General features: G+C 62.8%; 16 protein-coding genes and 1 pseudogene. 7 read left to right on the top strand and 10 right to left on the bottom strand.

The genetic code is table 11. The features are described 5' to 3' along the window. Window positions 1-445: 445 nt before the first annotated feature. Window positions 446-1,586, top strand: a pseudogene (locus tag H6X51_RS19375) (DEAD/DEAH box helicase); the annotation flags it as partial. Window positions 1,587-2,074: 488 nt separating this feature from the next. Here H6X51_RS19375 and dld read toward each other — a convergent pair. The 3 genes from dld to H6X51_RS19360 all read right to left on the bottom strand — a co-directional run bounded on the left by dld (window position 2,075) and on the right by H6X51_RS19360 (window position 6,686). Continuing rightward, window positions 2,075-3,787, bottom strand: a complete 1,713-nt coding sequence (gene dld / locus H6X51_RS19370) for a D-lactate dehydrogenase (protein ID WP_185269083.1) — start codon at window positions 3,785-3,787, stop codon at window positions 2,075-2,077. 2 nt (window positions 3,788-3,789) lie between these two features. After that, complete coding sequence (gene lldD, locus H6X51_RS19365) at window positions 3,790-4,929, bottom strand: FMN-dependent L-lactate dehydrogenase LldD (RefSeq protein WP_185269082.1); 1,140 nt, start codon at window positions 4,927-4,929, stop codon at window positions 3,790-3,792. 62 nt (window positions 4,930-4,991) lie between these two features. After that, window positions 4,992-6,686: an L-lactate permease gene (locus H6X51_RS19360; RefSeq protein WP_185269081.1), complete on the bottom strand. Its 1,695-nt coding sequence runs from the start codon at window positions 6,684-6,686 to the stop codon at window positions 4,992-4,994. A 205-nt stretch (window positions 6,687-6,891) separates the two neighbouring features. Here H6X51_RS19360 and H6X51_RS19355 point away from each other — a divergent pair, with 205 nt between their 5' ends. The 5 genes from H6X51_RS19355 (at window position 6,892) to H6X51_RS19335 (ending at window position 10,564) form a co-directional block, all read left to right on the top strand. Further along, the gene (locus tag H6X51_RS19355; protein WP_185269080.1) at window positions 6,892-7,668 is read left to right on the top strand and encodes an FCD domain-containing protein; all 777 of its coding nucleotides are present in this window, start codon (window positions 6,892-6,894) and stop codon (window positions 7,666-7,668) included. A 108-nt stretch (window positions 7,669-7,776) separates the two neighbouring features. Continuing rightward, window positions 7,777-8,364 (top strand): DUF3617 family protein, encoded by a 588-nt coding sequence (locus H6X51_RS19350; RefSeq protein WP_185269079.1) that lies wholly within the window; start codon window positions 7,777-7,779, stop codon window positions 8,362-8,364. A gap of 111 nt (window positions 8,365-8,475) precedes the next feature. After that, window positions 8,476-9,195: a hypothetical protein gene (locus H6X51_RS19345; RefSeq protein ID WP_185269078.1), complete on the top strand. Its 720-nt coding sequence runs from the start codon at window positions 8,476-8,478 to the stop codon at window positions 9,193-9,195. Window positions 9,196-9,198: 3 nt separating this feature from the next. Next, window positions 9,199-9,696 carry a hypothetical protein gene (locus H6X51_RS19340; RefSeq protein ID WP_185269077.1) on the top strand — a complete coding sequence of 166 codons (498 nt, stop codon included), beginning with the start codon at window positions 9,199-9,201 and terminating at the stop codon, window positions 9,694-9,696. 67 nt (window positions 9,697-9,763) lie between these two features. Next, complete coding sequence (locus H6X51_RS19335; RefSeq protein WP_185269076.1) at window positions 9,764-10,564, top strand: universal stress protein; 801 nt, start codon at window positions 9,764-9,766, stop codon at window positions 10,562-10,564. A gap of 69 nt (window positions 10,565-10,633) precedes the next feature. Here H6X51_RS19335 and H6X51_RS19330 read toward each other — a convergent pair whose 3' ends face one another. Beyond that, complete coding sequence (locus tag H6X51_RS19330) at window positions 10,634-11,818, bottom strand: acyl-CoA dehydrogenase (RefSeq protein WP_185269075.1); 1,185 nt, start codon at window positions 11,816-11,818, stop codon at window positions 10,634-10,636. Window positions 11,819-11,962: 144 nt separating this feature from the next. Between H6X51_RS19330 and H6X51_RS19325 the strand changes: the two genes are divergently transcribed. Continuing rightward, window positions 11,963-12,868, top strand: a complete 906-nt coding sequence (locus H6X51_RS19325) for a LysR family transcriptional regulator (RefSeq protein WP_185269074.1) — start codon at window positions 11,963-11,965, stop codon at window positions 12,866-12,868. 368 nt (window positions 12,869-13,236) lie between these two features. On the opposite strand, the gene H6X51_RS19320 is transcribed toward H6X51_RS19325, so the two are convergent. The 6 genes from H6X51_RS19320 to H6X51_RS19295 form a co-directional block, all read right to left on the bottom strand. Then, window positions 13,237-14,001, bottom strand: a complete 765-nt coding sequence (locus H6X51_RS19320) for an iron ABC transporter ATP-binding protein (protein WP_185269073.1) — start codon at window positions 13,999-14,001, stop codon at window positions 13,237-13,239. Further along, on the bottom strand, window positions 13,998-14,963 hold the full coding sequence (locus H6X51_RS19315; RefSeq protein ID WP_185269072.1) for an iron chelate uptake ABC transporter family permease subunit: 966 nt from the start codon (window positions 14,961-14,963) through the stop codon (window positions 13,998-14,000). Before H6X51_RS19315 ends, H6X51_RS19320 begins: the two co-directional genes overlap by 4 nt. Then, complete coding sequence (locus H6X51_RS19310) at window positions 14,954-15,964, bottom strand: iron chelate uptake ABC transporter family permease subunit (RefSeq protein WP_185269071.1); 1,011 nt, start codon at window positions 15,962-15,964, stop codon at window positions 14,954-14,956. The genes H6X51_RS19315 and H6X51_RS19310 overlap by 10 nt, the downstream gene beginning before the upstream one ends. Window positions 15,965-16,002: 38 nt before the next feature. Next, window positions 16,003-16,938, bottom strand: coding sequence for a siderophore ABC transporter substrate-binding protein (locus tag H6X51_RS19305; RefSeq protein ID WP_185269070.1), 936 nt, complete (start codon window positions 16,936-16,938; stop codon window positions 16,003-16,005). 194 nt (window positions 16,939-17,132) lie between these two features. Next, window positions 17,133-17,708, bottom strand: coding sequence for a YceI family protein (locus H6X51_RS19300; RefSeq protein WP_185269069.1), 576 nt, complete (start codon window positions 17,706-17,708; stop codon window positions 17,133-17,135). Then, complete coding sequence (locus H6X51_RS19295; protein ID WP_185269068.1) at window positions 17,705-18,289, bottom strand: cytochrome b; 585 nt, start codon at window positions 18,287-18,289, stop codon at window positions 17,705-17,707. The genes H6X51_RS19300 and H6X51_RS19295 overlap by 4 nt, the downstream gene beginning before the upstream one ends. Window positions 18,290-18,606: the final 317 nt, after the last annotated feature.

The raw sequence follows: 18,606 nt of genomic DNA, 5'->3' as shown, positions 1-18,606 counted from the left end.
ACAGACAACCTGCTCTTGTCATTGAATGTTGAAAGCCTTGCAATGAGGGAGGAGACCATATACGACAACCCCAGGGGGTGTGGCGCTCCCGCGCTACGCCAGCGGTATCCGCGCAAAACGCATCGCCGAGCAGCGGCTCGAAACCCCGGGGGTGTAGCGCCCCCGCGCTACGCCTGCGATATCCGCGCAAAACGCATCGCCGAGCAGCAGCTCAACATCCCGGGGTGTAGCGCCCCCGCGCTACGCCAGCGGCCTCCGAGCAACCCCGTCGTCGAGCAGGCGCCCGACAACCCCAGGGGCGTAGCGCCCCTCCCCTGGTTTCGTGCAGAAGCTGTATTTTTCCTGCGAGGCGTGTTGGTTTCTGTTACAATCGCGCCTCTTCATCTTCATTATCGGCCGCACGGACAGCCCCTGTTCGCAAACGGCCATCACAGGGTTTATCTGAATGTCCTTTGCCTCTCTCGGCCTGTCCGACGCGCTGATGCGTGCCGTGGCTGCCACTGGTTATACCACTCCCACTCCCGTCCAGACCCAGGCCATCCCGGCGGTACTGGAAGGTCGCGACCTGATGGTCGCCGCGCAAACCGGCACCGGCAAGACCGCCGGCTTCTCCCTGCCGATCCTCGAGCGGCTGTTCCCCAACGGCCAGCGCCCGGCTGACTACAAGCGCGTACCCAAGCAGGTCCGTGCGCTGGTGCTGACGCCGACCCGTGAACTGGCGGCCCAGGTGCACGACAATATCCGCTCCTATGCCACCGAGCTTTCGCTGCACAGTGCCTGCATCTTCGGCGGCGTTGGTGCCAACCCGCAGATGAAAGCCCTCGCTCCGGGCCTGGATATCCTGGTGGCCTGCCCCGGCCGGCTGCTGGACCTGGTCGGCCAGCGCGCCGTGGACCTGTCCGCCGTCGAGTATTTCGTGCTCGACGAAGCCGACCGCATGCTCGACATGGGCTTTATCCATGACGTGAAGAAGGTCATCGCCAAACTGCCGGCCAAGCGCCAGAACCTGCTGTTCTCGGCGACCTTCTCCAAGGAAATCACCGAGCTGGCCAACCGTCTGCTGCACAACCCGGCGCGCATCGAGGTGACTCCGCCGAACACCACGGTCGAGCGCATCGATCAGCGGGTCTACCGGGTCCAGGCCGGGCACAAGCGGGCGCTGATCGCGCACCTGATCACCATGGGCGCCTGGGAGCAGGTGCTGGTGTTCACCCGCACCAAGCATGGTGCCAACCGCCTGGCCGAATACCTGGAGAAGAACGGCCTGCCAGCCGCCGCGATCCACGGCAACAAGAGCCAGAGTGCCCGCACCAAGGCGCTGGCCGACTTCAAGGCCAACAAGATCCGCGTGCTGGTCGCTACCGATATCGCCGCTCGCGGCCTGGATATCGACCAGTTGCCGCATGTGGTCAACTTCGAATTGCCCAACGTATCGGAAGATTACGTGCACCGTATCGGCCGTACCGGTCGTGCCGGTCGCAGTGGCGAGGCAGTATCGCTGGTCAGCCCTGACGAGGAAAAACTGCTCAAGGGTATCGAACGCCTGACCCGCCAGAAGTTCGAGGAAGGCGACCTGCAGGGCTTCGTCCCGCCGGCCCAGGCCGAACTCAACAGCGACCGCCCGGAGCGACCACGTGGCGCGGCGCCCTCCAACGGCCGCAACCAGCGTCGCCCGGCGGCCGGTGCCCAGCCGCGCAGCCATGGCGCCCGTAACGACAAGCCGCGCAGCAACAGCAACAGCAACCAGAAGCCGCGTCGCCCGCAGCAGGCCCGCCCGGGTATCGCCGAGCCGGAAGATGCGGTCACCCGCGAACGCCGCCTGCAGGCCATGGGCAACCGGGTGGTACCGGAAACCCCTACTCCCAAAGGCAACCGTCAACGCGGCCAGCGGGAAAAGCCGGCGCTGCTGGGTAGTTGATCAACACACTCCGGGCGCACCCTGCGTCCGGAACTCATCGAATACTGTCATTGCGAGCCCGTAGGGCGTGGCAATCCATGACTTCGGAGCAGCCGGCGAGCTCTGGATTGCCACGTCGCTTTGCGACTCGCAATGACGGTGTTGGCTGCCCTAACGCTAGCAACACTCACCCCAGCCGCGTTTCTTCGAGGTGTGGCCGATACCTGGGTTGAAGGTGTTGGTCGGGTCCAGTTCACGATAGAAACCGGCCAGCGCCGGCTTGGCCACGTACAGGTGGCCGACATTGTGCTCGGCCGGGTACTCGGCACGGCGTTGATCCAGCAGCGCCCACATGCGGTGTTCCATGTCCAGCGGATCCACGCCCTTCCTGACGATATAGTCCTGGTGGAACACGTGGCAGAAGAAATGCCCGTAATAAAGCTTGTGGATCATCTCCTTTTCCATCTCCGGCGGTAACCGTTCGACCCACTCGCGGTCGTTGCGGCGCAGGGCGATGTCCAGCGCGACGATATCCTCGACCTGCTGACGGTGTACCTCACGGTAGCGGATCGCCGCGCCGGCGATGGCGAAACGGTGCAGGAAGGCCTTGCGCCCTTCCTCGGCGTCGCACTCGAAATAGCCGCCGCTCTCGCGCCCGCCGAAATATTCGGCAAGGAAGGCGCGGGTCTGCTCCAGGGTGTCGTCGGAGACCCGGAGCAGCAGGTGGTGCTCAAAGCGCTCGCGGTACTCGCGCATGCGCGGCGGCAGGTGGCTGGGCAGCAGGTTCATCAGTGTCTGGAGCAGCCGATCGGTAACACCACGCAGGCCGAAGCGCTCGAAGAAGCCATCGACCCGGCTTTTCATGGCGAAGGCCGCCGGTACCCGGGCGGTACCGAGCTTGTCGATCAGCAGGAAGCTGTCCTTGCCGTACTTCTCGCCGATGTCGAAGGCGGTACGGTGGATGTACTCACCGGCAATCGGCAGACGCGGCAGGTGGGCGAGCAGGTGACGGCGCACGGCAGTGAGATCGTCGGGGGCGTTGCTGCCGATGTAGAACACCGTGCTCGGCTCCTTGGGGAAGGTATCCAGGCGCACGGCGAACAGGCACAGCTTGCCGGCCGAACCGGAGGCCTCGAACAACCGCGACGGGTCGGCGTTGAAACGCGCCGGGGTATCGGCATCCACCTCGCGCACGTACTCGCCATAGCGCGCATCCGAGGCCTTGGCGCCGTCGTCATTGTGGATGTGCTGGGGACCGTAGTCCGCGTTTTGCAGACGGGTGAGGATATCCTCGGGGCTGTCGCCCAGGTCGATCCCCAGGTGATTGACCAGCGCCAGCGAGCCGTCGTCCCGCACCTGGGCGTACAGCGCCAGCTCGGTATAGGCCGGACCACGGCGCACCAGCGCGCCGCCGGAGTTGTTGCAGATACCGCCAAGCACCGAGGCACCGATGCACGAGGAACCGATCACCGAATGCGGCTCGCGGCCCAGCGGCGCCAGCGCCTGCTCGAGACGGTCGAGGGTGGCGCCGGGCAGGCAGACCACCTGCTGGCCGTCGTTGATCAGTTGCACGCCGCTGATGCGCAGGGTGCTGACCAGCACGATATCGCGGTCGTAGTCGTCGCCATCCGGCGTGGAGCCGCCGGTCAGGCCGGTATTGGCCGCCTGCATGATGACGATGCAGCCAGCCGCCACTGCGGCCTGCATCACCTGCCATTGTTCCAGCAGCGTACCGGGGCGCACCACTGCCAGTACCCTGCCTTCCCCAGTACGGTGCCCCTTGCGGAAACGCCGCGTGCTCTGCTCACCGGTAAGCACGTGGGCGTTGCCGACCACATCCTGCAGTTGCGCCAGCAGCGCGGCATGCCGGCGATCATCGGCAACCGGCATGTTCAAAGCTCCCGCACCAGCAGATCGGGGGTGATGTCGCTGATGGATTTGGCCCCGGTCAGCACCATGGCCACACGCATTTCCTTCTCGATCAGCTCCAGCAGATTGCTCACGCCAGCCTCGCCGTGCACCGCCAGGGCATAGATGAAGGCACGCCCGAGCATGGCGCAGTCAGCGCCGAGGGCCAGCATGCGCACCACGTCCAGGCCGGTGCGGATACCGGAGTCGGCGAGGATCTTGATCTGCCCCTTCACCGCATCGGCGATCGCCGGCAATGCCCGGGCGCTGGACAGCACCCCATCGAGCTGGCGACCACCATGGTTGGACACCACAATACCGTCAGCACCGAAGCTCACCGCATCCCTGGCGTCCTCGGGATCGAGAATGCCCTTGATCACCATGGGACCGTCCCAGAAATCGCGAATCCACTCCAGGTCCTTCCAGCTGATGGAGGGGTCGAAGTTGGCGCCCAGCCAGCCGATATAATCGGCCAGCCCGGTCGGATTGCCACGGTAGGTGGAGATGTTGCCCAGGTCATGCGGCTTGCCCAGCAGGCCCACATCCCAGGCCCAGCGCGGATGGGTCACCGCCTGCAGCATGCGCCGCATCGCCGCGTTGGCGCCGCTCATGCCGGAATGGGCATCACGGTAGCGGGCGCCCGGTACCGGCATATCGACGGTGAACACCAGGGTGGTCACACCGGCGGCCTTGGCCCGCTCCAGGGCGTTCTTCATGAAGCCACGATCACGCAGCACGTACAGCTGGAACCACATGGGCCGGTCGATGGCCGGCGCCACCTCCTCGATGGCGCACACCGACACCGTGGACAGGGTGAAGGGCACGCCCTTGGACGCGGCGGCACGGGCCGCCTGTACCTCACCCCGGCGCGCATACATGCCGGTCAGCCCCACCGGTGCCAGCGCCACCGGCATGGCCAGGGTCTCGTCGAACAACCGGGTTTCCAGGCTCAGCTCGGACATGTTGTTCAGCACGCGCTGGCGCAGGGCGATACCTGCCAGGTCCTCGACGTTGCGCTTGAGGGTATGCTCGGCGTAGGCGCCACCATCGATGTAGTGGAACAGGAATGGCGGCAGCCGGCGCTCGGCGGCGGCACGATAGTCGGTAGAGGCGGAAATGATCATTGAACTGATTCCCTATTGTCGTGGATATCAACGGCCGGTCATGGTGCAGCGCGCCCAGGCGCTCAGCCCAGCGCCACCGGGTCGGCCAGACCCAGCACATAGCAGCCGACCAAGGTGATGATCCCGGCCAGCGTCACATAGTAGAGCGTCGGCCAGATGGTCTTGCGCAGGGTAAGCCCCTCACGGCCCAGCATACCCACTGTAGCCGAAGCCGCTACCACGTTGTGGATGGCGATCATGTTACCGGCGGCGGCACCCACCGCCTGGGCGGAGATCACCAGTACCGTGGACAGCCCCAGGCTGTTCGCCACACCAAACTGGAACTGGCTGAACATCATGTTGGAAACGGTATTGGAGCCGGCCAGGAAGGCACCCAGCGCGCCGACTGCCGGCGCGAACAGCGGGTAGATACCGCCCACGCTGTCGGCGACGAAATGCGCCATGGCCACCGGCATGCTCGGCAGTTCGGCAGCGTTGACCCCCGAGTTGATCAGGATGCGCACCATGGGCACGGTGAACAGCAGCACGAAGCCAGCACTGAACAGCACGCCACTGGACTCGCGCACCGCCCGGTTGACCTCACTGAGTCGCATGCGATGGATAAAGAAGGTGATCAGCACCACCGCCACCAGCACGCCACCGGGCAGATATAGTGGGTCGAGGCCAGCGTTGATCCCCGTCTCGCCGAGGATACCGGTGAAGTTGAGCGCCACGCTTTTCAGCGCCGCGGTGACCTCCGGGAATATCCGGCTGACCACCAGTAGGGCGCCGACCAGCACATAGGGAATCCAGGCGCGCAGGCTGCTCATCGGGCGATTGCCGATATCTTCGGCGCGCATCTCGATGGTGCCCATCCAGCTCAGCGGCCAATCCTTGCGATCAGCGAACTGCCAGACAGTTTTCGGCACCAGGAACCCCGCCCGGGCAGCCAGGGTAACCACCGCCAGGCCAACCAGACCGCCCAGCAGCGAAGGGAATTCCGGCCCGAGGAAAATGCCAGTCAGAACATACGGCAGGGTAAAGGCCAGGCCACCGAAGAGAGCGAAAGGTACCGCCTCCCAACCCGCCTTCCAGCTTTTATCCTTGCCGAAGAACCGGGTGAGCATCAGCACCATGAGCGCCGGGATGATGGTACCGACCAGGGCGTGAATGATGGCCACCTGCATGGAGACCCAGCTCAGATAGTCAGTCCAGGCATAGCCATGGGCAACCAGAGTTTCGCTGATGGCGGCGTTGTCGACCCCGGCGCTGACGCCAACGATGATCGGCGTACCCACCGCACCGAAGGACACCGGTGTGCTCTGCAACAGCATACCCATGAGTACCGCGGCCATGGCCGGAAAACCCATCGCTACCAGCAGCGGCGCGACGATCGCTGCTGGCGTACCGAACCCGGAAGCACCCTCGATGAAGCAGCCGAACAGCCAGCAGATGATCACCACCTGGATACGCGGGTCGGGACTGATGGCGGCGAAACCGGAACGGATAGCGGCGATGCCACCGGAATATTTCAGGGTATTGAGCAGCAGGATGGCGCCGAAGATGATCCACAGCAGGCTGAGGGTGATCACCAGCCCTTGCAGGGTCGAGGACAGCACCCGGTTGAAACTCATGTCCCAGGCGAACAATGCGATCAGCACGGTAACACCGTATACCACCGGCATCGCGGTCTTGGCTGGCCAGCGCAGACCGATCAGTAGCACACCAGCCAGGAGAATGGGGGCAAACGCCAGCACAGCGAGAAGGGCAGAGGACATACAGCGCTCCGTATTGTTATTGGAAAACTTCAGGTAAATTGGTAATACCAATTTACCGAAAACGATGATCAGCGTAAAAAAGCCGTATCGCCATGTCAAACGGAATTTGCTAGACATTGGTCTTATTACCGGAGAAAAACTTCCCGCAGCCGGTTTTAGCCGGCATACTTCCGGAATCATTGGTCAGACCAATAGGAGCGAATGAATGGAAGTTGGTCAGATCCAGCAACGCCGGCTGTCGGACAATATCGTCGAACAGCTGGAATTGATGATGCTCGACGGCGCGCTCAAACCGGGCCAGCGCCTGCCAGCCGAACGGCTGCTGGCGGAGCAGTTCGGAGTCTCCCGACCGTCATTGCGCGAGGCCATCCAGAAGCTGGCTGCCCGTGGCCTGCTGGTCAGTCGTCAGGGTGGCGGCAATTATGTCAGCGAGTCCCTGGGTTCGAGCTTCAGCGATCCGTTGCTGGGCCTGCTTGAGGGCCGCCCGGATGCCCACCGTGACCTGCTGGAGTTCCGCCATACCCTGGAAGCCGACTGCGCCTACTATGCCGCACTGCGCGCTACCGAAGTCGATCATCAGCATCTGCGCGAAGCCTACGAGGCGCTGCAGACCTACTATGCAAGCGGTGACACCACCAGCCGCGCCGAGGAAGGCGCAGCCGATGCACGCTTCCACCTGGCCATTGCCGAAGCCAGCCACAACATCATCCTGCTGCACACCATCCGCGGCCTGTTCGACCTGCTCAGGCGCAATGTGGTGACCAATATCGGCGGCATGTACGCGCTGCGCCAGGAGACTCGCAGCATGCTGATGCGCCAGCATCAGCAATTGTTCGAAGCCATCATCGAGGGCCGCGCCGAGGATGCCCGGCGCCATGCCGGCGAACATATCGGCTATGTGCAGGAGGTGCTGGCCGAGCGTCGCCAGGAGGAACAGCGTCGCAGCCGGGCCAGGCGCCGGGAAACACCGCAGCAACGCTAGGGTCTGTTGACGCTTTTATGTGTCAAATTCAAGGCACATTCAAACGCAGCGGCTATAGTCATTATTTCCCCAGGGCGGGGTCATGCGTATCAACAGGAGGCTTCGATAATGAAAGGCGCCCTACTCGCGCTCCCACTGCTCGTTGCGTTCACCCTGCCTGTTCATGCCTATCAATTGAGCCCCAAGCCCGAGACCGGTCTGTGGCGCAGCGAAATACGTATCCTGGTTGCGGATGAGGAGCGTATCCATGCACTGCAACAGGCCCAACAGCAAATGTTCGAGCAGTTGCCTGGAGAGCGCCGGGCAGCAATGGATGATGCCATCAGCCGGAGCACCCCGCAGATCCGCATGAGGTGCCTCACTGCACAGCGCGCCGAGGAGCTGATGCAGATCGATGCCCTGCAGCGGGAAATCCAGCGTAGCGTGCCGGAATGCGAGTTGACCGTACACCCGGTGGATCGTTCGACGCTGAGCGTGCTCGGTCACTGCCATGGCGAACAAGGCTTCAACGGCGAGATGCAAGGTCACCTGGAGATCATCAGCAGCTACGAGATCCGCGCATCCTATCTGGGTCGTGGTCGGGAGCGCGGGGCGACGGGCAGCGAGACGACGAGCAGCATCCAGCTGCAGGAAATCTCCCGCTGGACCGCCGAGGATTGCGGTGACGTCACCCCTCCGGAACGCCTGTCATTCTGACCCTGGTGCCCACTGACGTTACAGCTTGTCGAATCATGAGCTCTCTGCAACAATTGCAATGAGATGCATTCTCATATAAGTGCAATTCCAGATCCAGGGACCATGAATCGAATGAAACGTCTTCTTCTAGCTTTCATTGTTCTACCGACATTACTCTTCCCCACCCTTGCTTCCGCCAATGGCTGCTTCAGTACCGCAATTGGCGCCGGCCGATGCGGTATCTGCGGCCCCGGCATGCCATCTTATCGAGGCCACGGCAGCTCTTGCACCGCATGCGGGGGCACCTGCGGCTTCATATTCCGCGCCAGCGGCAATACCCAGGAAGATCTTGACGCGGAAATGCGTCTGATCGTTCAGGCGAATGCCAGGATCATCCATGCGATCAGTGAAATCAACCCGGACGCAGCGATGACGCTGTTCATCATGTCCGAACATTCCAAGACAGTAGACATACCTGTCCCCACCACCGGCAATACCGCAAGCCCCAAACTTTTCACCCTACAAGCGGTTGAGATGGCAACCTCCGCCTCCCTAGAAACAATGGATGTGGAACCCTATCTGGATGACATCCAGCATGATCGAAAACTGCGCAAAATTACCGGCGAGCAAGGCTACTCGAACACACGCTGGTCTTTCACAAAGCGACCGAAACGCTCGTCGATTGCTTTTTCACACCGACTGCTCAACGGGTCAAATGAGGAAGTTGCTCAGCTGTACCCGGACATTACCGTGACCATGGTATGGCAGGAGGCTGGCAGCGGTGGCTTCTGGCAGGTGACAGATTGGACCGCGCAGGATTGGTCGCCAGCGAACTCCGACACAGAGGAGTGAGCAATGAGAGCATCGTCATTTGGCATTGCAGCGATCTTTGCGACGCTCCTTGCGCAGACGCCAGTGGCAGTAGGCGAGGAAGACTTCGGGCTGCACAATGACAGGGCCAACGTAGTGCAGGCCGAATTGGATGAAAACTGGGCGCTTTATCAGCAGTATATGTGGAACACCATCGGTGATGGTGAGATCGGCACCGACCCGGAGGCCGCCGCAGCCGCCATTGCCTATAAGCAGTCCGACCGACGCACAGGCATTCGCCTGCAATCGGAACGTGTTGACAGCGTGGCCCTCTATCAGGAGCGAGATCGCCAGCTCGCCATACTGGAGGTGACACGCCTGTTCACTCACCCCCTTTCTCCAGCCAAGCCGGTTGCAGCCCATAACCGCATCTACGGCGTCCGTGAGGCTGGCGAGCCCCACTGGCGATTCAACGTCTCATCGTGTTTCTCGCCGCAAGACCTGGCCGCGCAGTTCCCCTCTGCAGCCCAAGCCATAGAGTAGAACCCGGGACAGTACCGCTGCGCCAAGCATGGGCTAGACTTTCCCTATGACAACAGGAGGCCGCCCCATGCTGAAACACTGTATTCTCGGTTTCGACTACTCGGAAAGCTGGCAGAAGACCTGCGACCGGCTACCCTCGGTGCTGCAGTTGGCCGGAGTGCAGCGGCTGACGCTGGTGCACGTGCTGGATACCACCCGGCGCCTGAACGTAGAGGACAGTGCCGCTGCGGCCGCCAGCCACCTCAAGGAGCTGTCCGCGAGCCTCGGCGCGGAACTGGGCATCACCGTGGACTACGAGGTGCGCCAGGGTTTCGCTGCCAGCGAACTGCACGAGGCGGCGCGGCGACACAAGGCTGATGGTCTGATCGTCCTGAACCAGAGCCATTCGGCTGGGCACGCGCTGTTCTACGGCAACATCACCCTGAACCTGGCGCGGCTGACCCGCCTGCCGCTGTTGATCCTGCCAGCCAGCGGTCCGGTCATGGAACCCAGCGCCCCGGTGCTGCTGGCCACCGATGGCTCGCGCCCGGCACGGGTCGCGCAACGCGCCTTCGAGCATTTCCTCAGCGGCGGCCGACACGGACTGGTGCTCTGGGTGGAAACCGAAGAACTGGACAACGTCGCCACCATCAATGAGCAGGTGGCGGATATCACCAGTCGCCATGAGCAGGTGATCTCGCGTCACGTCAAGGGTTCAGCGGTACGGGAAATCGTCAAGACCGCCGAGACCGAGCAGGTCGCGCTGGTCATCCTCGGCAAACGCGGCACCACGCCGATCCAGGATCTGATGATCGGCAGTACCGCTGAGGGCGTGGCCCGTGAAAGCCATCAGCCGGTGCTGCTGATTCCCGCCAACACCGAGTTCTGATGTCCAGACGCCAACGGCCCCGGTAGCAGTGCTATCGGGGCCGTTGGCCTGACGCGTTGGGCGGTCGCCTCAGAAGAAGGCCTGCAGGCCGGTCTGTGCCCGACCCAGGATCAGCGCATGCACGTCATGGGTACCTTCGTAGGTGTTGACCACTTCCAGGTTGACCACGTGGCGGATCACCCCGAACTCGTCGGAAATACCGTTGCCACCGAGCATGTCGCGGGCCACGCGGGCAATGTCCAGCGACTTGCCGCAGGAATTGCGCTTCATGATCGAAGTGATTTCCACCGCCGCGGTGCCTTCGTCCTTCATCCGGCCCAGGCGCAGGCAGCCCTGCAGGGCCAGGGTGATCTCGGTCTGCATGTCGGCCAGCTTCTTCTGCACCAGCTGGGTCTGCGCCAGCGGACGACCGAACTGCAGGCGGTCCAGGGTGTACTGGCGGGCGGTGTGCCAGCAGAACTCGGCGGCGCCCAACGCACCCCAGGCGATGCCGTAGCGGGCCGAGTTGAGGCAGGTGAACGGGCCGCGCAGGCCGGTAACACCGGGCATCAGGTTCTCTTCCGGAACGAACACGTCTTCCAGCACGATCTCACCGGTGATCGAGGTACGCAGGCCGACCTTGCCCTTGATCGCCGGCGCGCTCAGGCCCTTCCAGCCCTTTTCCAGGATGAAGCCGCGAATCAGGTCATCCTCGGTCTTGGCCCAGACCACGAACACGTCGGCTATCGGGCTGTTGGTGATCCACATCTTGGCGCCGTTGAGCAGATAGCCACCATCGACCTTCTTCGCCCGGGTGACCATGGAGCCCGGATCGGAACCGTGGTTCGGCTCGGTCAGGCCAAAGCAGCCGATGAATTCGCCAGTGGCCAGTTTCGGCAGGTACTTGCGCTTCTGCTCTTCGCTGCCGAACTCGTTGATCGGCACCATCACCAGCGAGGACTGCACGCTCATCATCGAACGGTAGCCCGAATCGACCCGCTCGACTTCCCGGGCGATCAGGCCATAGCACACGTAGTTCAGGCCGCTGCCACCGTACTCACTGGGAATGGTCGCCCCCAGCAAGCCGAGTTCACCCATCTCGCGGAAGATCGCCGCATCGGTCTGTTCATGGCGGAAGGATTCCAGCACCCGCGGCATCAGTTTGTCCTGACAGTACTGCGCTGCCGAGTCACGCACCATGCGCTCTTCTTCAGTCAGCTGTTGGTCCAGCAGCAGCGGGTCTGCCCAGTTGAAACTTGCTTTGTTATTGGCCATGGGTACTCCGTGGAAAATGGTTGGGGCTGAAACTGAGACAAGGCTAGCTTTGCACAGGGAAGCCGGCAAGCGTATTTTCTTCAGCCTCTTGTGCTAAATTGGAACTCCGTATCACATCGCAGGAATGCATCCCCTGGAGTTCCCATGCGCCGCAAGATTCCACCGACCCAGGCACTGATCTGCTTCGAGTCCGCCGCCCGCCACGAAAGCTTCACCAAGGCCGCCGAGGAACTGGCTCTGACGCAGAGCGCGGTCTGCCGACAGATCGCCAACCTGGAGAGCTTTCTCGACATCCAGCTGTTCCGTCGCACGCGCCGGGGCGTACGCCTTACCGAAGCCGGCCAGACCTACAGCCGGCGCATCGCCAACCGCCTGGATGCGGTGGAGCGCGATACCCTGTCGGTGATGGGCAACCAGGGTACCGCGACCCTGGAACTGGCCCTGGTGCCGACCTTCGGCACGCAATGGCTGCTACCACGGCTGGGCGACTTCCTTGTGCAACATCCGCACGTCACCATCAACATGACCAACCGTACCCGGCCCTTCCTGTTCGCCGATACCGAGTTCGATGCGGCAATCTATTTCGGTGACGGCGAGTGGTCCGGAACCGAGGTGCACTTCCTGATGAACGAGTCGCCGGTGCCGGTATGCAGCCCCGCGCTGCTGGCAGGCCAGGCACGGCTGACCCCAGAGCAGATCAGCCAGCTGCCGCTGTTGCAGCAATCGACCCGACCCTACGCCTGGCGCCAGTGGTTCGCCTCCTGCGACATGCGTATCGAGCATGACCTCAACGGCACCCGGCTGGAACTGTTCTCGATGCTGTCCCAGGCGGCCATGCACGGCATGGGCGTAGCCCTGATCCCGCCGTTCCTGATCCGCGACGAGCTGAGCAGTGGCCGGCTGGTAGTAGCCTGCCCGCGCAGCTTCGACAGCAGCAATGCCTATTATCTGGTGATTCCCGAACGCAAGGCCGAATCGGCGACACTGCAGGGGTTTCGTGACTGGTTGATCGCCGAGGCAGAAACATACCGGGATACAGCGGCAAAGTAGGTAACACCCCGCTGCAGCCCACCTGACCCCGCCATTCCTTGCCTCCTACCCTTCCTGAGCTTCGTCGTCCTTCAGAGCCTCTTCATCCATCTATCGTTATTCCTTCTGAACCTCGTCATTTTTCATAAACCTCGTCAACCTCGTCGCTTTTCCTAAACCTCGTCATCCTTCGCGAAGGCGAAGGATCCACCGAACACTCGGAGTCAGCCGGCACCCTGGATCCTTCGCCTTCGCGAAGGATGACGGGGGAAACGAGGGATGACGGGGAGAAGTGAAGGATGACAGGGGAGAAGCGAAGGTAGACGGAGCGGACTCGATGCCCCGCGAGCAGGAACTGGCCTGGCTCAACGCCCCGGCCAGCCCAGCCATCAGGCCATGCGGAAATACACGCAGATCCGCTGCCCATCCACCTCATGCACGCGGATATCCATCTGGTACAGATCGCGCAGCACCTCATCGCGGATGATCTGCTGCGGCGTGCCCTGGTAGGCTGGTTTGCCCTGGCGCATGGCGATGATGTGATCGGAATAGCAGGAAGCGAAGTTGATGTCGTGCAGCACCACCACCACGGTCTTGCCCTTCTCGTCGGCGGCGCGGCGCAGCAGCTGCATCATGTCCACGGCAAAGCGCATGTCGATGTTGTTCAGCGGCTCGTCCAGCAGCACGTACTCGGTGTCCTGGCACATGACCATGGCCACATAGGCGCGCTGGCGCTGGCCGCCGGACAGCTCGTCGATCGGCCGGTCGCGGTACTCATTCAGCCGCAGGTAGTCCATGGCCTCGTCGACATGGCGCAGGTCCTCGGCAGTCAGGCGTCCGCCGGAATGCGGGAAGCGCCCGAAGGCGACCAGGTCGCGCACGGTCAGGCGCAGCGAGGTCTGGTTGTCCTGGCGCAGGATGGACAGGCGCCGGGCCAGCACGTTGCCCGGCGTGCGGGTCACGTCCATGCCATCGACCAGCACGCTGCCGGCGCTCATCGGCGTCAGCCGGCTGATCATCGACAGCAGCGTCGACTTGCCGGCACCGTTCGGCCCGATGATCGAGGTGAAACCACCCTTGGGGATACTCAGGCTGACGTCATCGACCACCAGCGCATCACCATAGCGCTTGGATACACCTTGGGTTTCAATCATTGTCTGACTCCGCGCATCAGCAGCGCAATGAACAGCAGGCCGCCGGCCAGTTCGATGACCAGCGCCAGCGGCAGGGTTGAGGCCAGCACGTGCTCCAGCAGCAACTGACCACCGACCAGGCAGATGATGCCGGCCAGCACGCTGGCCGGCAGGGTCCAGCAATGGCGCTGGGAACCGGTGAACCAGTAGGCCAGGTTGGCGATCAGCAGGCCAAAGAACAGCGTCGGGCCGACCAGCACAGTGGCCACCGAGACCAGGATCGCCACCACCGCCATGATGCCGAGCACCACCCGGCCGTGGGCCACGCCGAGGTTGATGGCGATATCCCGTCCCAGCGACAGCACATCCAGGCAACGCCGCCAACGCAGCAGCAACAGCCCGGCGACCGCCAGGCCAGCGGCGGCGGCACCGAGCAACTGCGTATTGATCCGGCGGAAACTGGCTTGGGGCACCCCGGTGCTGATGCCGAACTCGCTCGGGTCGAGCACCCTTGCGGCCAGCTCGGACAATTCGCGGAACAACATGCCGGCCAGCATGCCGAGCAGGATCATCAGGTGCAGGCTGCGCACCGAGCCGGAAAACAGCAGGCGGAACAGCAACAGCGCCAGGCCGACCATCACCAACACCTGCAGCGCAAAGCGCAGCGCCGGTGGCCAGGCGGCCAGCTCGCTGCCACCCCACACCAGCAGCACCAGGGTATTGACCAGTACATAGAGCACATCGAAGCCCATCAGCGCCGGGGTCAGCAGCCGGCTGTGAGTGATGGTCTGGAACAGCACCGTGGAAATGCCAATGGCGCAGGCGGTGAGCAGCAACGCCAGCAGCCGGCTGCCGCGGTATTCGAGAATGAAGGCCCAGTCGGTCTGCACATTCAGCGTCATGAAACCGACCACGCACAGCAGCGCCAGCACGGTCAGTAGCAACACCCGCAGTGCCGGACTGCGCCAGGAGTTCAGGACCATTTCGCCCTCCCGTGCAGCAGCACCACAAGGAACACCGCACAGCCGGCAATCGACAGCAGGTTGGAGGACGGCACCTCGTAGGGATGGATCAGCAGCCGCCCGAGCAGATCGGCAGCCAGCAGCAACGCCGCCCCCAGCAGCGCCACCATGGGGATCGCCCGGCGCAGGTTGTCACCCACCACCAGGCGCACCAGGTTCGGCGCCACCAGACCGATGAAGGGAATCACCCCGGCGGTCACTACCACGCTGCCGACGATCATCGCCACCAGCAGCACGCCAATGGCCATCAACAGCGAGTAGTTCACCCCGATATTGGTGGCGAAGTCCCGTCCCATGCCGATCACGGTGAAACGGTCAGCCAGCAGCATGGCCGCCACGGTCAGTGCTGCGGCAACCCACAACAGCTCGTAGCGACCACGCAGTACCGCGGAGAAATCACCACTGTTCCACGCCCGCAGCGACTGCGACAGATCGAAATGATGTGCCAGCAAGCCACCACCGGCGTGGATCACCCCGGCCATGACCAGTCCGACCAGCGGTACGATCAGCGCCGAACGCAACGGCATGCGCTGCAGCACGCCGAGAAACAGCAGGATGCCGCCTGCGGCAAAGGCGCTGACCAGCAGAAAGCGCGCCCACAATGGCACACCGTTGGGCAATATTATCGCCACCACCAGCATGCCCAGCGCCGCCGCGGCCATCGGCCCGGTGGTGGAGGTATCCACCAGGCGGTTGCGCGCCATCATCTGCAGGATGGCGCCGGCCACCGCCAGCGCGGCACCGGCCAGGATCAGCGCCAGGGTGCGTGGCAGGCGACTGGCGAAGAGGATCTTCGAGACCCGGTCATCCGGGTCGGCGGTCAGCACATTGAGCAGGTTCATGCGGCTGGCACCGACGTTCAGGCTGCACAGCCCGAGCACGACAACCAGTACCAGCAACAGAAACAACCAGAGGGCGCCCGAACGGGACGCCCTCTGCGGGGAGGAAATGGAATCGGTCATGCATCCGGCCTGAACAACGAAGCAACAGTCACTCGCGCTCAGCGAGCAGCGGAAAATACCTTGATCAGTTCATCGACGCTGTTCTGCATCACGCCGATCCCGCTGTTGTCCAGCAGGTACCAGCTGGCCGGGTCCAGATAGACGATCTGGCCCTTGCTGCCGGCGCTGGTGGCCGCCACCAGCTCGTTGTCCATCAGCTGGGCAGCGGCGGTACCCTCACGACCGATGGCGGCATCGCGGTCCATGACGAACAGCCAGTCCGGGTCGGCCTCCAGCAGGAACTCGAAGGATACCGACTGGCCATGCCGACCGGCCTTCAGTTCATCCACCGCCTGCTCGACGCCGAATACATCATGAATCAGGCCAAAGCGGGTGCCCTTGCCGAACGCTGCCATCTTGCCACCGGTGGTGAGGATCAACAGGCCATCGCCCTGCCCTACGGTCAGGCTGCGCAACTCGGCCACGGAACTCTTCAGCCGGGCGACCAGCTCCGCCGCCCGCTCCTGCCGACCGAAGATCTCACCCAGCAGCAGGGTATTGCGCTCGACGCTGCCCAGCAGGTCGTTCGGATCCGGGGTCAGGTCGATGGTGGTGCCGAACCTGGACACCTCGTCATACTGGCCCTGGGCCCGGCGGCCGAGGATGATCAGGTCCGGCTCGGCATTCTTCAGCACCTCGAAGTCCGGCTCGAACAGGCTGCCGGCGCGGATATGCTCACCGTCACGGTACTGCTTGAGCACCTCCGGCGGATTGGAGGAAGGAATGCCGCTGACCGTTACCCCGAGCTGCGCCAGGGTATCGAGCGTCGACCAGTCCAGCACCACCACCTTCTGCGGCTGCAGCGGTACCTGGGTCTGGCCACTGGAGTGGTTGATAGCGATGTTCTCTGCCTGAGCCACAGCAGCACCAGCGCCCAGCGTGAGAGCCAGACAGACGCCGGACAGAGCAGCAAAACGGGTAAGACCTGACAACATGACAACTCCTTTTCGATACCCGCAGCCGTCTCCAGCAGCAGCGACCAAGCGCTACCGACAGCAGCAGAAAAACAGGGGAATACCTGCGAATAATTATTGTTTGCGAGCCTAGCAAAACCGCCGGACCGGTACAATCGGCCACCCATGAAAAAGGCGAGCACGCAGGCTCGCCTTTGTTACTTCCCGTTTCGCCGTTACTTGCGGATACCTTCGATGGTCAGGTCAAGCTCGACCACCGCAGAGGCCGGACCCAGGTCCATGGAGATATCGTAGTCGGCCAGCTTGATGCTGGTGGTGCCTTCGAAACCGGCGCGGTAGCCACCCCAGGGATCCTCCCCCTCACCGATGAAGCGTGCATCGATCACCACCGGCTTGGTCACTCCATTGAGGGTGAAGTCGCCGGTGACCTTGGCGGTATTCTCGCCGGTCACTTCCACCGCGGTGGAAACGAAGGTGGCCTGGGGATGCTTGCCCACGTTGAGGAAGTCATCGCTGCGCAGGTGCTTGTCACGCTCGGCGTGGTTGGAGTCCACGCTGGCGGTGTTGATGGTCACGCTGACCTTGCTGTTCTCCGGGTTGTCCGCGTCCCAGCTGAAGCTGCCGTCAAAGTCATTGAAACGGCCATGCAGCATGCTGAAGCCCATGTGGCCGGTCTTGAAGTTGATGAAGGCGTGCTGACCTTCCTTGTCGATAGCGTAATCGGCGGCATACAGCGAGCCGGACAGCGCCATCAAACCACCCAGTGCGATACCTGCAAAGGTCTTTTTCATGCTTGTTTCTCCTTGGAGTCAGTCAAATGCCGCGCCCGCATGCCGAGCATGCGACGCAACGTGTCGTCACGATCAATGAAATGATGCTTGAAGGCACCCAGCGCGTGCAGCGCGGCCAGCCCCAATACCCCTATCGCCACCCAGTAATGCACTGCCCCGGCCCGATCGGCCTGATTGCTCAGTCCGGTCACCAACGCCGGCACCTCGAACCAGCCGAACACGCTGATGCCCTGGCCCTTGGCCGTGGAGATCAGGTAACCGCTGATGATGATCACGAACAACATCAGGTATAGCAGCCCATGCACCACTCCCGCCACGCTTGTTTCCCAGCGCTTGTGGTTGGGCAGGTGCGCCGGGCGCGGGTTGATCCAGCGCCACAGCAGACGCGCTACCAGTACCGCCAGCAGCGTCAGGCCAATGCTCTTGTGCCAGAACGGCGCGCTGCGGTAGTACGGGCTGTAGTAGCTCAGGTCGACCATCCACAGACCGAGAATGGCCAGGCCGATCACCGTCAGCGCCACCAGCCAGTGCAGCAGGATGGACACCAGCCCGTAGCTGTTTCCCGTGTTTTTCAGGTGCATTGGAATACGTCCTGTATTGGATGATGGAAAGATCATACATCGGTTCAGGAAAACAAAAAGGGGAAATACTGGGTGGAATATATCTATAAATCAGATAGGTAATCGAATGGCGACTTCACGCTACCTGCGGGAGCCGTGGGAGCTTCCATAGCCCGCTCAGCTGCGCGCGCCCCCACTCCCCCGTCATTGCGAACCGCAACGCGGTGAAGCAATCCACAGGTACGGCGTCGCCGGCACCCATGGATTGCCGCGCCCTTCGGGCTCAATGAAAGGGACTCCTCCCCTCCCGATGCCTCATTGGGCAGAATTGGTAGTTA

The sequence above is a fragment of the Halopseudomonas xiamenensis genome (assembly GCF_014219065.1).
GTDB lineage: Bacteria > Pseudomonadota > Gammaproteobacteria > Pseudomonadales > Pseudomonadaceae > Halopseudomonas > Halopseudomonas xiamenensis.
This window is presented reverse-complemented; position numbering and strand designations above follow the sequence as displayed.

What these genes read in the sequence shown, in the direction of transcription:
- H6X51_RS19300 (WP_185269069.1), bottom strand. Translation starts at nt 17,708, where the DNA reads ATGAAAAAGACCTTTGCAGGTATCGCACTGGGTGGTTTGATGGCGCTG.
- H6X51_RS19330 (WP_185269075.1), bottom strand. Translation starts at nt 11,818, where the DNA reads ATGGCCAATAACAAAGCAAGTTTCAACTGGGCAGACCCGCTGCTGCTG.
- H6X51_RS19315 (WP_185269072.1), bottom strand. Translation starts at nt 14,963, where the DNA reads ATGGTCCTGAACTCCTGGCGCAGTCCGGCACTGCGGGTGTTGCTACTG.
- H6X51_RS19325 (WP_185269074.1), top strand. Translation starts at nt 11,963, where the DNA reads ATGCGCCGCAAGATTCCACCGACCCAGGCACTGATCTGCTTCGAGTCC.
- dld (WP_185269083.1), bottom strand. Translation starts at nt 3,787, where the DNA reads ATGCCGGTTGCCGATGATCGCCGGCATGCCGCGCTGCTGGCGCAACTG.
- H6X51_RS19305 (WP_185269070.1), bottom strand. Translation starts at nt 16,938, where the DNA reads ATGTTGTCAGGTCTTACCCGTTTTGCTGCTCTGTCCGGCGTCTGTCTG.
- H6X51_RS19335 (WP_185269076.1), top strand. Translation starts at nt 9,764, where the DNA reads ATGCTGAAACACTGTATTCTCGGTTTCGACTACTCGGAAAGCTGGCAG.
- H6X51_RS19310 (WP_185269071.1), bottom strand. Translation starts at nt 15,964, where the DNA reads ATGACCGATTCCATTTCCTCCCCGCAGAGGGCGTCCCGTTCGGGCGCC.
- H6X51_RS19340 (WP_185269077.1), top strand. Translation starts at nt 9,199, where the DNA reads ATGAGAGCATCGTCATTTGGCATTGCAGCGATCTTTGCGACGCTCCTT.
- H6X51_RS19355 (WP_185269080.1), top strand. Translation starts at nt 6,892, where the DNA reads ATGGAAGTTGGTCAGATCCAGCAACGCCGGCTGTCGGACAATATCGTC.
- H6X51_RS19350 (WP_185269079.1), top strand. Translation starts at nt 7,777, where the DNA reads ATGAAAGGCGCCCTACTCGCGCTCCCACTGCTCGTTGCGTTCACCCTG.
- H6X51_RS19360 (WP_185269081.1), bottom strand. Translation starts at nt 6,686, where the DNA reads ATGTCCTCTGCCCTTCTCGCTGTGCTGGCGTTTGCCCCCATTCTCCTG.
- H6X51_RS19295 (WP_185269068.1), bottom strand. Translation starts at nt 18,289, where the DNA reads ATGCACCTGAAAAACACGGGAAACAGCTACGGGCTGGTGTCCATCCTG.
- H6X51_RS19345 (WP_185269078.1), top strand. Translation starts at nt 8,476, where the DNA reads ATGAAACGTCTTCTTCTAGCTTTCATTGTTCTACCGACATTACTCTTC.
- lldD (WP_185269082.1), bottom strand. Translation starts at nt 4,929, where the DNA reads ATGATCATTTCCGCCTCTACCGACTATCGTGCCGCCGCCGAGCGCCGG.
- H6X51_RS19320 (WP_185269073.1), bottom strand. Translation starts at nt 14,001, where the DNA reads ATGATTGAAACCCAAGGTGTATCCAAGCGCTATGGTGATGCGCTGGTG.